General features: G+C 75.4%; 15 protein-coding genes. 8 read left to right on the top strand and 7 right to left on the bottom strand.

The genetic code is table 11. The features are described from left to right. Positions 1–86: 86 nt before the first annotated feature. Entirely contained in the window at positions 87–965 is an 879-nt protein-coding gene (locus ACFWJB_RS07250) for an alpha/beta fold hydrolase (protein WP_386920780.1), read from the bottom strand. Positions 966–1,105: 140 nt separating this feature from the next. Between ACFWJB_RS07250 and ACFWJB_RS07245 the strand changes: the two genes are divergently transcribed. From ACFWJB_RS07245 to ACFWJB_RS07230, 4 genes are all read left to right on the top strand, one after another. Then, positions 1,106–3,118, top strand: a complete 2,013-nt coding sequence (locus ACFWJB_RS07245; protein ID WP_386920778.1) for a BTAD domain-containing putative transcriptional regulator — start codon at positions 1,106–1,108, stop codon at positions 3,116–3,118. Further along, positions 3,115–3,549 (top strand): PPC domain-containing DNA-binding protein, encoded by a 435-nt coding sequence (locus tag ACFWJB_RS07240; RefSeq protein WP_385467829.1) that lies wholly within the window; start codon positions 3,115–3,117, stop codon positions 3,547–3,549. Before ACFWJB_RS07245 ends, ACFWJB_RS07240 begins: the two co-directional genes overlap by 4 nt. 87 nt (positions 3,550–3,636) lie before the next feature. Further along, on the top strand, positions 3,637–4,062 hold the full coding sequence (locus ACFWJB_RS07235; RefSeq protein ID WP_386920776.1) for a CBS domain-containing protein: 426 nt from the start codon (positions 3,637–3,639) through the stop codon (positions 4,060–4,062). A 106-nt stretch (positions 4,063–4,168) separates the two neighbouring features. Beyond that, positions 4,169–5,188 carry an RNA polymerase sigma factor RpoD/SigA gene (locus tag ACFWJB_RS07230; protein WP_386920774.1) on the top strand — a complete coding sequence of 340 codons (1,020 nt, stop codon included), beginning with the start codon at positions 4,169–4,171 and terminating at the stop codon, positions 5,186–5,188. Positions 5,189–5,247: 59 nt separating this feature from the next. Here the strand turns inward: ACFWJB_RS07230 and ACFWJB_RS07225 are convergent, their stop codons facing one another. After that, positions 5,248–6,438, bottom strand: a complete 1,191-nt coding sequence (locus ACFWJB_RS07225; RefSeq protein ID WP_386920772.1) for a CaiB/BaiF CoA transferase family protein — start codon at positions 6,436–6,438, stop codon at positions 5,248–5,250. 154 nt (positions 6,439–6,592) lie between these two features. Then, positions 6,593–6,811 carry a hypothetical protein gene (locus ACFWJB_RS07220; protein WP_386920770.1) on the bottom strand — a complete coding sequence of 73 codons (219 nt, stop codon included), beginning with the start codon at positions 6,809–6,811 and terminating at the stop codon, positions 6,593–6,595. 141 nt (positions 6,812–6,952) lie between these two features. Between ACFWJB_RS07220 and ACFWJB_RS07215 the strand changes: the two genes are divergently transcribed. Continuing rightward, positions 6,953–7,858 (top strand): LysR family transcriptional regulator, encoded by a 906-nt coding sequence (locus ACFWJB_RS07215; protein WP_385467815.1) that lies wholly within the window; start codon positions 6,953–6,955, stop codon positions 7,856–7,858. A 70-nt stretch (positions 7,859–7,928) separates the two neighbouring features. Here ACFWJB_RS07215 and ACFWJB_RS07210 read toward each other — a convergent pair whose 3' ends face one another. After that, positions 7,929–8,489: an NAD(P)H-dependent oxidoreductase gene (locus tag ACFWJB_RS07210; protein WP_385467812.1), complete on the bottom strand. Its 561-nt coding sequence runs from the start codon at positions 8,487–8,489 to the stop codon at positions 7,929–7,931. Between the two features lie 141 nt (positions 8,490–8,630). On the opposite strand from ACFWJB_RS07210, the gene ACFWJB_RS07205 reads away from it, so the two are divergent. Further along, the gene (locus ACFWJB_RS07205) at positions 8,631–9,299 is read left to right on the top strand and encodes a TetR/AcrR family transcriptional regulator (RefSeq protein WP_386920768.1); all 669 of its coding nucleotides are present in this window, start codon (positions 8,631–8,633) and stop codon (positions 9,297–9,299) included. Between the two features lie 139 nt (positions 9,300–9,438). Then, a complete protein-coding gene (locus ACFWJB_RS07200; RefSeq protein WP_385467807.1) occupies positions 9,439–10,473 on the top strand; it encodes a LacI family DNA-binding transcriptional regulator in 1,035 nt (344 codons plus the stop codon). 12 nt (positions 10,474–10,485) lie between these two features. Here the strand turns inward: ACFWJB_RS07200 and trxA are convergent, their stop codons facing one another. Next, positions 10,486–10,887, bottom strand: coding sequence for a thioredoxin (gene trxA, locus ACFWJB_RS07195; RefSeq protein ID WP_385467804.1), 402 nt, complete (start codon positions 10,885–10,887; stop codon positions 10,486–10,488). A 119-nt stretch (positions 10,888–11,006) separates the two neighbouring features. On the opposite strand from trxA, the gene ACFWJB_RS07190 reads away from it, so the two are divergent. Then, positions 11,007–12,440: a dihydrolipoyl dehydrogenase family protein gene (locus ACFWJB_RS07190; protein ID WP_386920765.1), complete on the top strand. Its 1,434-nt coding sequence runs from the start codon at positions 11,007–11,009 to the stop codon at positions 12,438–12,440. Positions 12,441–12,525: 85 nt separating this feature from the next. Here ACFWJB_RS07190 and ACFWJB_RS07185 read toward each other — a convergent pair whose 3' ends face one another. Together ACFWJB_RS07185 and ACFWJB_RS07180 are read right to left on the bottom strand one after the other, a co-directional pair. Further along, entirely contained in the window at positions 12,526–13,170 is a 645-nt protein-coding gene (locus tag ACFWJB_RS07185; RefSeq protein ID WP_385467798.1) for a peptide deformylase, read from the bottom strand. Positions 13,171–13,277: 107 nt separating this feature from the next. Beyond that, a complete protein-coding gene (locus ACFWJB_RS07180) occupies positions 13,278–13,628 on the bottom strand; it encodes a tetratricopeptide repeat protein (RefSeq protein ID WP_385467795.1) in 351 nt (116 codons plus the stop codon). Positions 13,629–13,771: the final 143 nt, after the last annotated feature.

The raw sequence follows: 13,771 nt of genomic DNA, 5'->3' as shown, positions 1-13,771 counted from the left end.
GGGGGGGGGCCCCCCCCCCCCCCGGCGCGCGGCGGGCCCGGCCGCCCCGCCCCCCACGGCCCGTCCCCGAGGCGGGCGCGGTACGGCTACCGGGCCAGCAGGTCGCGCAGGGCACCGGCGACCTCCTCGGGCGCCTCCTCCGCCATGAAGTGCCCGCAGCCCACCGTGATGTGCCGCAGCCCGGGCGCCCAGGCCCGCCACAGCGCGGTGGCGTCGTAGCCGAGGGCCGCGCCCCAGTCCTGCTGGAGCACGGTCACCGGCATCCGCAGCCGGCTGCCGCGCTCGCGATCGGCCCGGTCGTGGTCGACGTCGACGCCCGCCGAGGCCCGGTAGTCGGCCACGATGGACGGCACCGCCTCGCGCGACGCCTTCAGATAGGCGGCGCGGACATCGGCGGGCAGGGCTCCCGGGTCCCGGGTCCAGACGTCGAGGAAGTGGCCGAAGAAGGCGTCCGGCGCGGCGCCGATGAGCTGTTCCGGCAGGCCGGGCGGCTGCGCCATCAGATACAGGTGGAAGCCCACGGCCGCCGTCGTCCCGTGCAGGACGTCCCACATGTCCAGGGTCGGCAGCACGTCCAGCGCGGCCAGGTGCGTCACCGCGTCCGGGTGGTCGAGCCCGGCCCGGACCCCCACCAGGGCGCCCCGGTCGTGCCCGGCCAGCGCGAACCTGTCGTGCCCGAGCGCCCGGGCCAGGGCCACGACGTCGGCGGCCATGGTCCGCTTGGCGTACGCGGTGCCGTCGCGGTCGGCCGGCTTGTCGCTGTCGCCGTAACCGCGCAGGTCGGGACAGATGACCGTGTGCTCGGCGGCGAGGTCGGCCGCGACGTGCCGCCACATCAGGTGGGTCTGCGGGAAGCCGTGCAGCAGCACGAGAGGGCTGCCGGAGCCGCCGACGGCCACGTTCAGCGCGACGCCGTCGGCGACGGGGACACGGTCGTAGGTGAAGCCGGGAATGGTCGGTGCCATGACTGATCGGTGCCTTTCGGTGCTGTTCGACGCGTACGTCGCCGGACGCCTCACAGGCTGCCGGGCGCGGATCAGCAACCGATCAGCGCGCGTACCGTGGTGATCGGACACGGGGCGGCGCGGAGCAGGGCGGACGGAACATGGAAGCGGTCACCTTCGGGGTGCTCGGGCCCGTCACGGCCGAGCGGGACGGAGCCGCGCTCGACCTGCGCGGACCCCGGCACCGGGCCCTGCTGGCCCGGCTGGTCCTGGCCCGGCGGCGCGTGGTCCCCGTCGCGCGCCTGGTCGAGGACCTGTGGGACGTACCGCCCGCCCGGGCCGTCGGCACGCTGCGCACCTTCGTCGGCGATCTGCGCCGTGCCCTGGAACCCGAACGCCCGCGCCGGGCACCGGCCCGGCTGCTGGTCACCGACGGCCCCGGCTACGCGCTGCGCGCGGCACCGGACGCGGTGGACGCCTGGCGTTTCGAGGAGGCCGTCGCCCTCGCCGGCCGGCTGCCGGCCGACCCGGCGTCCGCCCGGCTCGCCGCGGCCCTGGGGGAGTGGCGCGGGCCCGCCTACGCGGAGTTCGGCGGCGAGAGGTGGGCCCGGGGCGAACACGCCCGGCTGACCGAGCTCAGGCTGCACGCGGTCGAGCGGCGGGCGGACCTGCTCGTCGGCCTGGGCCGCGCGGGCGAGGCGGTCCCCGACCTGGAGGCGCACCTGGCCGGACACCCCCGGCGAGAGGAGGCCTGGCGACTGCTGGCCCTGGCCCTGTACCGGACCGGCCGCCAGGCGGACGCCCTCGCGGTACTGCGCCGGGCCCGCGCCCTGCTCACGGGGGAACTGGGCATCGACCCCGGGCCCCGGCTGCGCCGGCTGGAGGCCGGCATCCTCGCCCAGGACCCGTGGCTCGACCCGCCCGCCGAACCCGCGGACGCGGCGGCCCGCCTGTGGTCCCGCACGACCGAGGCGTACGACCGCGCGGTCGCCGCCGGAGCCCGTGTCCGGCTGGAGTCGGCCGTCGGCCTGCTGCGCGATCTCGCGGTCACCGGAGGCGGTGGTCTCGAGGCGGCACGCGAGCACCGCACCGCGGCGGTCGCCGCGGCCGAGGAGACCGGCGACGCGGAACTCGCGGCCCGGGTGATCGGCGCCTACGACGTCCCCGCCGTGTGGACCCGCAGCGACGACCCGGAGGCGGCCCGGCGGATCGTCACGGCGGCCGAACACACCCTCGCCGCCCTGCCCGACGACGCCGGGACCGCCCCGGCCCGCTGCCGCCTGCTCGCCACCGTCGCCGTCGAGTCCCGTGGCGTCCGCTCCGCACGCGGACCGGAGGCCGCCGCCGGGGCCGAGCGGATCGCCCGCGGCCTGGACGACCCCGCGCTGCTGGCGTTCGCCCTCAACGGCACCTTCATGCAGTCCTGCACCACCGCGGGGCTTGCCCCGCGCCGCGACGCCGTCGGCGCCGAACTCGTCGCCCTGGCCCGCCGGTACGGCCTGCACATCAACGAGGTGCTCGGTCGTCTGATCCGCGTCCAGGCGCGGTCCGCCCTCGGCGACTTCGCCGCCGCCGACGAGCACGCCGACGCCGTGGACCGCCTCGCCGCACGGCACGAACGACCCCTGGTGGCGGTGTTCACCTCCTGGTACCGGGCCCTGCGCCAAGCCGCCACCGGCAGCCCGTACGACCGTGCCGAGGCCGGCTACCGGGCCGCTGCCGCCCGGCTCGACGGCGCGGGGATGCCCGGCCTGGAGCGCGGACTGCTGCCCCTGGCGCTCCTCGGGCTGCGCCTGGCCCACGGACGGCCCGCCGCCGTGGATCCGCGGGCGGACTGGGGTCCGTACCGTCCGTGGGCCGCACCGTTCGCGCTGCTGGGCGAGGGCCGCGAGGCCGAGGCCCGGTCGGCACTGCGCGCCCTGACCGAGCCGCCGCCCGACCTCCTCCACGAGGCCCTGTGCTGCGCCGAGGCCGCCCTCGCCCTCGCACTCGGCGACCGGACGGCACTGCGGCGGACGTACGGCCGGCTGCTTCCCGCGGCCGGGCAACTCGCGGGCGCCGGCAGCGGGTTGCTCACCTTCGGCCCGGTCGACGACTGGCTCGCCGCGATCCGCCGCGCGCTCGGGCCGGACGGCGGTTGTGCCGGACCGCGCCGGGTACCCGGCCGCGCATGAAGTGGCAACAGGTGCAGGACGGCCCGTCGGCGGTGTACGTGGTGGTGCTGGACCCCGGCGAGGAGCCGGTCGCCGAGCTCACCGCCTTCGCCCGCGACCGTTCCCTCAAGGCCTCCCAGGTGACCGCCGTGGGCGCCTTCTCGGAGGCGGTCGTCGGCTGGTTCGACCGTGACTCCGGGGACTACCGGAACATCCCCGTCGGCGAGCAGTGCGAGGTGCTGTCGCTGATCGGCGACATCGCCGTCGCCGACGACGGACCCGCCCCGCACCTGCACGCCGTGCTGGGCCTGTCCGACGGTTCCACCCGCGGCGGCCACCTGCTCTCGGGCAGGGTCTGGCCGACGCTGGAGGTCGTCGTCCGCGACAGCCCCGCCGAGCTGGCCAGGACACACCGGCCGGAGATCGGTCTGGCCCTGATCGACCTCGGCTGAGCCGGCCGCCGGAAGGCGGTTTACCGGCCCGCGAGCGGGCTACGCGGCCCGCACGAAGCACGCACCGACACCCAGGGAGGCGCGACCATGACACAGCGCGTCCGCGACGTGATGTCACCCGCCACGGTGGCCGTCGAACCCATGACCTCGGTGACGCGGGCGGCCCGGCTCATGCGCGAGGAGAACGTCGGCGACGTCCTGGTGACCTACGACTGCGACCTGTTCGGCCTGCTCACCGACCGCGACATCGTGCTCCGGAGCGTCGCCGACGGCCGCGACCCGGACGACACCACGGTCGGCTCGGTGTGCACGCCCCCGCCCGTGGTGACCCTCGCACCGGAGGACTCCACCGAGCACGCGGTCGACCTGATGCGGCGCCACGCCGTCCGGCGCCTCCCGGTCGTCGAGCACGGCGGCGTCCCCGTCGGCGTGGTCAGCCTCGGCGACCTGGCCGGCACCGAGGACCCGCACTCCGCCCTGGCGGACATCAGCAGGGCCGACCCCGGCCACTGACCGGGACGCGGCACGGGCGTCCGGGACCACCACCGCGCCGGGCCCCCGCGGTGCCCGCCGCCGGGCGGCCGGCCCGACCATCCGAGGAGGGGACGGAGGAAGCGACATGACCCCCCTGGCACGAACCCCCGCGGCAGGCCCCCGGGAGGACCGCCGTGCCGCCGGCCGCACCGCGAGGCTGCGCAGCCGCATCCCCGAACCCGACGAGGAACCCGACCTCCTCGGTCAGTACCTGGCCCAGATCGGTGCCACCCCCCTGCTGACCGCCGAGGACGAGGTGCGGCTCGCCCGGCGCCTGCAGGCCGGCGTCCGCGCCGCCGACGAGCTGGCCGCCGCCGACGCCGGCGAACCCGCCCCGGCGCCCGGACGGCGCCGCGCGCTGGAGGAGACCGTCCGCGACGGGCAGGCGGCCAAGGACCACATGGTGCGTGCCAACCTGCGGCTCGTCGTGTCGATGGCCAAGCGGCACGCCCACCGGGGGCTGCCCCTGCTGGACGTCATCCAGGAGGGCAACCTCGGGCTGATCCGGGCCGTGGAGAAGTTCGACCACACCAAGGGCTTCAAGTTCTCGACGTACGCCACCTGGTGGATCCGCCAGGCCATCGAGCGGGGCCTCGCGACCCACGCGCGCACGGTGCGGCTGCCGGTGCACGTCGTGGAGCAGCTGCAGAAGGTCGCCAAGGTGGAGCGCGGGCTCCGCGGCGCACTCGACCGCGAGCCGACCGTCGAGGAGGTGTCCGCCGAGAGCGGCATCGACGCGGAGAGGATCGTGTGGCTGCGCCGCGTCGGACGGGACGCGGTCAGCCTGGACACACCGGTCGACGAGACGGGGGAGACCGTCGTCGGCGACCTCATCCCGGACACCGAGGTGCTGCGGGCCCCCGAGGTCGCGGAGTTCCGGGCCCTGGCGGAGGAACTGCGGGAGGCCGTCGGCACCCTGGCCCCGCGCGAGGCCCTCGTCCTCAGCCTGCGGTACGGCCTGCACGACGGCCGGCCCCGCACCCTGCAGCAGGTCGCGCAGCACGTGGGCCTGACCCGCGAGCGCGTCCGCCAGCTGGAGAAGGCGTCCCTCGCCCACCTGCGCGCCCCCGAGAACCGGGAACGCCTGCTGGACTGGGCGGGCTGAGACCCCGGGGCGCCCCGCCCCCGACGCGGTACGAGGCGTACCCCGCGGGCTTACGGCTCTCAGATCACGGCGTCCGCGCGCAGGGCCGCGATGTCGGCGGCGGAGCGGCCGAGCTCCGTGAGGATCGCCTCCGTGTGCTCGCCGACCGCCGGCACGGGGTCCATGCGGGCGGGCATGCCCACCAGGTCGGCCGGCGGCAGCAGCGCCCGTACCGTGGCGCCCCCCGGCACCGGCACCCGGCGCCAGCGGTCGCGGGCGTCCAGCACCGGGTGGTCCAGGAACGCGGCGATGTCGTTGACCCCGGCGCAGGCGACGCCGATGCCCCGCAGGTCCTCCAGGACGGCTTCGCTGTCCGAGCGGGCGATCCGGGCGGCGACGACGGCGTCCAGTTCCTCCCGGTGTGCGACGCGGTCGGAGCCGGTGGCGAACCTGGGGTCGCCGGTCAGCTCAGGCCGCCCGAGGAACCCGTCGCACAGGGCGGCCCACTCCCGCTCGTTCTGGACGGAGAACAGCACCTCCTTGCCGTCGGCGGCACGGTAGGCGCCGTAGGGCGCGATCGTGGCGTGCCGGGTGCCCAGGCGCGGGGGCTGGCTGCCGCCGTACTCGGTGTAGTAGGCGGGCTGCCCCATCCACTCCGCCAGGGCCTCGAACAGGGAGACCTCCACCGGGTGGGCCCGGCCGGTGGTGGCACGGGTGTACAGGGCGGTGAGGATGCCGCTGTACGCGTACATCCCGGCGGCGATGTCGGCGACGGAGATGCCGGTGCGCGCGGTCTCCTCGGCGGTCCCGGTGAGCGAGACCAGCCCGGTCTGGCACTGGACCAGCAGGTCGTAGGCCTTGCGGTCGGACCACGGGCCGCTGGTGCCGTAGCCGGAGACGGTGCACGGGATCAGCCGCGGGCAGCGCTCCGCGAGGGACGCCGCGTCCAGGCCCAGGCGGCCGGTGGCGCCCGGCGCGAGGTTCTGCACGAAGACGTCGGCGTCGTCGAGGAGCCGGAGCAGGATCTCGCGGCCCCTCGGGTCCTTGAGGTCGAGGGTGAGCGACTCCTTGGACCGGTTCAGCCACACGAAGTAGCTGGAGTGGCCGTGCACGGTCGTGTCGTAGCGGCGGGCGAAGTCGCCGTCGCCCGGCCGTTCCACCTTGATCACCCGGGCGCCGAGGTCGGCGAGCTGCCGGGTGGCGTAGGGCGCCGCCACGGCCTGCTCGAGGCTGACCACCGTGACCCCGGCCAGGGGAAGCTGCACGCTCATGTCTCCTGCCGCCGGACCGTACCGCCCGCGGGCGGTACTCCCGGGGGCCTTGTGCGCTGAGTTCTACGGTTCCCGGCCGGAGGATGTCAACGGCGGCCGGGAACCGGCACGGACGGTCCCCGTCCTGTGGCTTCGCCGGCCGGCCCGTGCCGCCTCAGCGGCCCGCCGGACCCGAGGGCGCCGGCGAGGGCCCGCCGCGGGAGACGACGCGCGTGCCGCGGTCGTCGACGACACGGGCCTGGAGCGAACCGCAGGCGCAGCGGGTCCACACCGTGCCGCCGGCCGCGGTGGTGTGCGTGGACACCACCTGGAAGGGCTCGGCACCGTCCGGCCAACCGCAGTGCGGGCAGCGGGCGCCGGTCGTGCTGGGCATGGCGACTCCTTCGTGCGTCGGTGGTACGCGGGGGAGGGCCGGTGCGGGTGCTGGTCACCGTGGCCCCACGGACAGGGTGCGGGCAGAACTCCGTTCACGTCCAGGTTGACTTTGCGGAACCCACCGTGAAGCGTTGCCTTCATGATTGACCTGCGCAGGCTGCACGTCCTCCGGGCGGTCGCCCACTACGGCACGGTCACCGCGGCGGCCCACGCGCTGCACTTCACCCCGTCCGCCGCGTCCCAGCAGATCCGGCAGCTCGCCCGGGAGCTGGACGTCGTCCTGCTGGAGCCGCAGGGCAGGGGCGTACGGCTGACCCCGGCCGCCGAGAGCCTGCTCGCGCACGCCGACGCGATCCAGGCCCGCTGGGACGAGGCGGAACTCGACCTGCGCGCGGGGGAGGGGGCGCCGGCCGGGCCGCTGAGGGTGACGGGATTCCCGGTGGCCGTCTCGGTGCTGCTGGCGCCGCTGGCCGCGCGTCTGCGGGAGCGGCACCCCCGGCTGTCGGTCCGGATCCGGGAGGCCGGCGTGACGGAGATCTTCGACCTGCTCTTCGAGGGGGAGAGCGACCTCGCGGTGGTGGAGTCGACGCCGCACAACCCGCCGTCGGCCGACGCGCGCTTCGATCAGCGGCCGCTGCTGGACGACCCGTTCGACCTGGTCGTGCCGGAGGGGCACCCGCTGGCCGGACGGAACCCGGTCGGCCTGGCGGAGGCGGCGCACGAGCCGTGGATCGCGCCCGTGCCCGAGAGTCCCTGCCGGCTGCACGTGATGTCGGCCTGCGGTGCCGCCGGGTTCACCCCCGACGTGGTGCACCACGCCCTCGACTGGAACGTCACCGCCCACCTCGTCGCGCACGGACTCGGCGTCGCGTTGATCCCCCGGCTCGCCCGGCCGGCCGCGGACCTGCCGATCGTCCGGGTGCCCTGTGCGGACCGGCCGCGCCGCAAGCTGCTCACCTGCACGCGCCGCGGCGGCCACCGGCGTCCCGCGGTCGCGGCGGCGCTGGAGGAACTGCGCGTCCTGGCATCGGGCGCCGTGGCCTGACGGACGTCCCGGCACACGCACAGGACCGGAACTCGGCGAGCTCCGGTCCTGTGCGTGTTCACGAGCCGGGTCAGGCGGCGGCGCCGTCCGCGTAGCCGTGCAGGCGGGCGACGACCTCGGTCAGCTGCGCGGCGACCTCGGTGTCGTCGGCCGGGTGGGTCTCCGCGAAGCGGGTGACGGAGCCCGGGATGGACAGCTTGATGTCCTCGATCACCTTGCCGCCGGCGATGCCCACGGACTTGCGGGCGTCGTCCTGCGCCCACACGCCGCCGTACTGGCCGAAGGCGGTGCCGATCACGGCGACGGGCTTGCCGTTGAACGCGCCGGCGCCGAACGGACGGGACAGCCAGTCGATGGCGTTCTTCAGCACGGCCGGCATGGTGCCGTTGTACTCGGGCGAGAAGAGCAGGAAGGCGTCGGCGGCCAGGGCGGCCTCACGCAGCTTGACCGCGGCGGCGGGGACGCTGCCCTCGACGTCGATGTCCTCGTTGTAGAACGGGACGTCGGCCAGTCCCTCGAAGAGCTCCACCTCGGCGCCCTCCGGGGCGAGGCGGACGGCCGCCTCGGCGAGCTGACGGTTGTGCGAACCGGCGCGAAGGCTGCCGACGAGGGCGAGGATGCGGACAGACATTGAGTACTCCCACTGCTGGTGCTGCTGTGAAACGGCCGGTGCCGAGACACCGCCGGAGCGATCCGGACCGAGGTCCGTTTAATTTCTAACATCTTAAGCGGACCGCGGTCCAGTTTCTTCCCGATGCTTTACGCTGTTTTCATGTCCGCCGCCCCGCCGCCCCTTCCCAGGCCCCAGGAGCCCGACGCTCCGCCCGAGTTGCTCCAGCTCGGTACGGGGGCCGACGAGGACGAACCCTGCCTGCGCGCCGACGCGGCCCGTAACCGGGCCCGGCTGCTGGAGGCCGCCGGGCGGCTGGTGGCCGAGCACGGCGCGGCCTGCCTCACCATGGAGGCGGTGGCCGCGGCGGCCTCGGTGGGCAAGGGCACGGTCTTCCGCCGCTTCGGCGACCGAACGGGCCTGCTGACGGCGCTGCTCGACCACTCCGAGAAGAAGTTCCAGGCCGCCCTCCTCGGCGGGCCGCCGCCCCTGGGACCCGGCGCGCCGGCCGTGGAGCGGCTGGGGGCCTTCGGCTGCGCCATGCTGCGGCGCAGCGTCGACGAACTGGCCCTGCAACTGGCCGCCGAGCCGAGCGCGGAACGCCGCTACACCGCCGCCCCGCGCCGCTTCCTGCGCGGCCACGTGGCCCTGCTGCTGCGCCAGGCCGTCCCGGACGCGGACAGCGAACTGCTCTCCCACACGCTGATGGCCTACCTGGACCCGGCCCTGATCCACCACCTCACCGAGCAGTGCGGGGTGCCGGTGTCCCGGCTGGAGGCGGGCTGGCTGGACCTGGTGGCGAGGGTGACCCGCACCGAGCCGCCGCGCTGAACTCCCGGCCCGGACCGGGGGCGTCCCGTCCGGCCGGCGTCGTGGCCCCGTCCGTCACGGCCCGAGGATTTCGTCCGGTCCGGACCATCGTCCCCCGCCCGCGGGCGGTACCCGGGGCTCTGCCAAGATGCCGTACGTCATGGTGCAGATACCGAAAACGCCCGCCCCCGCGTCCCTGGCACCGCGCTCAGTCCCCACGAGTGCCGATGTGGCCCGCCTGGCCGGCGTCTCGCGCGCGACCGTCTCCTACGTCCTCAACAACACCGGCGCCGTCCGGATCAGCGAAGCCACCCGCCGCCGCGTCCACGAGGCCGCCCGGGAACTCGGCTACGTCCCCCACGCGGCCGCCCGGTCCCTGCGCGCCGGACACAGCCGCATGGTCCTGATGCCCGCACCGTCCTTCCCCGTCGGCCCGCTCTACAGCCGGTTCCTCACCGAACTCCAGTGGGCGCTCGGCCGACTCGACTACACGGTCGTGCAGTACGGCACCGCCGGGCCGCACGACGACGATTCGGCCCGCGCCTGGGCCGAACTGCGCCCGGTCGCCGTCCTGGTGCCCGGCTCGGGACTGGGGCCGCGCGGTGTGGAACTGCTCAAGCGCTCCGGCGCCCGCGCCGTCGTCACCCTCGCGCCGCAGGCCGTCGAGGGAGCGCACGCCCTGATCATGGACCACGAGGCCGTCGGCCACCGCGCCGGACGCCACCTCCACGACCGGGGACGCCGCCGGATCGGCGTCGTCGTCCCCGCGGAGACCGGCCTGGACGTCTTCTCGGCACCGCGTCTGCGCGGGGTGCGCCGGGCGGTCGAGGGCACCGGCACCACCGTCACCGAACTGCCGCTCGCCTACGACGAGGGGGACGCCGCCCGCCTGGCCGCCCGCTGGCCCGCCCTCGGCCTCGACGCGGTGTTCGCGTACAACGACGAGTACGCGATGCTGCTGATGCGGGCGCTGCAGGACGCGGGCCTGGACATCCCCCGGGACGCGGCCGTGGTCGGCGCCGACGACCTCATGCTCGGCCGCCTGCTCCGGCCCCGGCTCAGCACCGTCCACCTCGAACTGCCGTCCGGCCGCGACCTGGCCGCGCTGGTCGACCGCGCGGTCCACGACCCCGGCGCCGCTCCCGAGCTGCACACGGTGCTCGGCGCGAGGGTGGTGCACCGCGGGTCGAGCTGAACCGCCCGCTCCCTACTGGCCGTCCTGCGCCGCCTGGCCGCCCTCCTGCTGGGCCTGCTGCTCGGCGACCGCCTTGCGGACCTCGTCCATGTCCAGGTTGCGGGCCTGCCCGATGACGTCCGTCAGCGCGGCCTCGGGCAGCGCACCCGGCTGAGCGAACACCGCCACCTGGTCCCGGACGATCATCAGCGTCGGGATGGACTGGATGCCGAAGGCCTGGGCCAGTTCGGGCTGCGCCTCGGTGTCCACCTTGCCGAACACCAGGTCCGGGTTCTCGTCGGCCGCCTTCTCGTAGACCGGGGCGAACTGCCGGCACGGCCCGCACCAGGACGCCCAGAAGTCGATCAGGACGAACTCGTTGTCCGTGACCATCTGGTCGAAGTTCTCCTTGGTGAGCTCCACGGTGCTGCTCATGACGTGATCCCTCTTCCTGGTGTCGGCGACAAGCCGTCCGCACAACGCGGCCGGTGGGGCGGCTATTCCGCGCACGTACCCATGTGGCCACGCCGCACACCACCCACCAGACTGGCCCCATGACGGAAACGGAATCCATCGTGTACGACGTCGTGGTGATCGGCGCGGGCCCCGTGGGGGAGAACGTCGCCGACCGCACGCGGGCGGCGGGACTGTCCACCGCGATCGTGGAGAGCGAACTGGTCGGCGGCGAGTGCTCCTACTGGGCGTGCATGCCCAGCAAGGCCCTGCTGCGCCCGGTCATCGCCCGTGCGGACGCCCGCCGCACCCCGGGACTGGACCGGGCGGCGCAGGCCCCCCTCGACGCCGCCGCGGTCCTCGCCCACCGCGACGACTACACCTCCCACTGGAAGGACGACGGCCAGGTCCGGTGGGTCGAGGGCATCGGCGCCGACCTGTACCGCGGACAGGGACGCCTCGCCGGACCCCGCACGGTGGAGGTGACCGGCCCGGACGGCACCCGCCGCACACTGACCGCCCGGCACGCCGTCGCCGTCTGCACCGGCACCCGCGCCGCCCTCCCGGACCTGCCGGGACTCGGCGACGTACGCCCCTGGACCAGCCGCGAGGCCACCAGCGCCCGCAGCGTGCCGGGACGGCTGATCGTGGTCGGCGGCGGAGTCGTCGCCGTCGAGATGGCCACGGCCTGGCAGGCCCTCGGCTCCCGGGTCACCCTCCTCGTCCGCGGCAAGGGCCTGCTGGCCCGCATGGAGCCGTTCGCCGGCGAACTGGTCGCCGAGGCGCTCGGCGAGGCCGGCGCCGACATCCGCACCGGCACCTCCGTCGAGTCCGTCACCCGCGAGAACGGAACCGTCGTCGCCGTCACGGGCACCGGCGACCGCATCGAGGCCGACGAGATCCTCTTCGCCACCGGCCGCGCCCCGCGCACCGACGACATCGGGCTGGAGACCGTCGGCCTCCGGCCCGGCTCCTGGCTCCCGGTCGACGACAGCCTCCGCGTCGAGGGCCACGACTGGCTGTACGCCGTCGGCGACGTCAACCACCGTGCGCTCCTCACCCACCAGGGCAAGTACCAGGCCCGGATCGCGGGTGCCGCGATCGCCGCCCGCGCCTCAGGCGTGGCGGTCCCGGAGTCCGACCCGTGGGGCGCGCACGCCGCGACCGCCGACCACGACGCGGTGCCCCAGGTGGTCTTCACCGACCCGGAGGCGGCGTCCGTCGGACTCTCCCTGGCCGAGGCGGAACAGGTCGGCCACCGCGTCCGCGCCGTGGACGTCGACCTGTCGACCGTGGCCGGCGCGAGCCTGTACCGCGACGGCTACACCGGCCGCGCCCGCATGGTCGTCGACCTGGAGGACGAGATCGTCCGCGGCGTCACCTTCGTCGGCCCCGGCGTCGGCGAGCTGCTCCACTCCGCGACGATCGCCGTCGCCGGGCAGGTGCCGGTCGGCCGGCTGTGGCACGCGGTACCGTCCTACCCGACGATCAGCGAGGTGTGGCTGCGCCTCCTGGAGGCCTACCGGGACAACTGACCGGTCCGGCAGCGGTGTTCGGGGCCGGCGGGACGCGTCCGCCCCGAACGCGCCCCGGCCGCCCGCCGGGACGCCCGACACGGCCTCAGGGCAGGTCGAACCCCAGGGCCGCCGCGGCCCGCTCCGGCGTCGGCTGGGCCCACAGCTCCGCCATCGCCGCGCCGGACGCCAGGGACCGCGGCTCGGCCCGGTCCAGGTACAGGGTGCCGTCGAGGTGGTCCGTCTCGTGCTGCACGATCCGCGCCGGCCAGCCCGTGAACACCTCGTCCACCGCCCGCCCGTGCTCGTCCCGCGCGACCAGCCGCACCTCGGCGTGCCGGGCCACCACCGCCTGCCAGCCCGGCACGCTCAGGCAGCCCTCGTAGAACGCGGCCCGGCCGGTGCCGACGGGCTCGTACCGCGGATTGACCAGCACCCGGAACGGCTGCGGCACCCGCCCGCGCGCCACGCGCACCTCGTCCGGGACCGGCGCCGGATCCTCGATCACCGCGATGCCGAGTCCCACCCCGACCTGCGGCGCCGCCAGGCCGACCCCGGGCGCCGCGTGCATGGTGACGCGCAGCGCCGCCACGAACCGCGCCAGCAGCGCGGGCTCCAGCTGCCCGTCGAAGGGCTCGGCGACCCGCCGCAGCACCGGATCACCGGCCGCCACGATCGGCAACGGACCGCCGGCGGCGAGCAGTTCCTCGACGCGTTCGGCGAGAGGCGCGTCCTGACTCGGGGCTCCCATCGCGCCAGCATGACACGGCGCCCGGAGCCCACGCACCGGTGCCCGGCTCCCCAGGGGGAACCGGGCACCGCGGGCACCCCGCACGGGGCACCGCTCAGGCACGCTCCTCAGACCTCCTGCGGGAAGTCCCCGGTGAAGGCGGAGGCGATCCGCAGGTGGGTGTCCGCCTCCTCCTGACGCCCCTGCCGTTCGAGCGTGCGGCCCAGCATCAGCCGCGCGTAGTGCTCCACCGGGTCGCGCTCGACGACGACCCGAAGCTCGGCCTCCGCGCGCCGCAGCTGGGCCGAGTGGTAGTAGGCGCGCGCCAGCAGCAGCCGCGGGCCCGTCTGCTCGGGCACCTCCTCGACCAGCCCGCCCAGCACGCGCGCGGCGGCGGCGTAGTCCTTGGCGTCGAAGAACATCCGCGCACGCTCCCAGCGCTCCGCCGGCGTTCCGTGGTCGTAGTACGTCATGTCCACTCCTGCCTCCTTCGGACCGTGCAACCACACCCGTTGGTTGAAAATTCCACCATCCTCTCCGTGAGGCGGAGGCATGCCGGGACCGGCGTGGAGCCCGTCCGTCCGGCGGGGTGACGGGGCCGTGGACGGACTGACGCGGCGGG

This window comes from Streptomyces sp. NPDC127100, assembly GCF_042724095.1.
Classification (GTDB): Bacteria; Actinomycetota; Actinomycetes; order Streptomycetales; family Streptomycetaceae; genus Streptomyces.
Note: the sequence above shows the minus strand (reverse complement) of the source record. Positions and strands in the feature narration are given on the sequence as shown.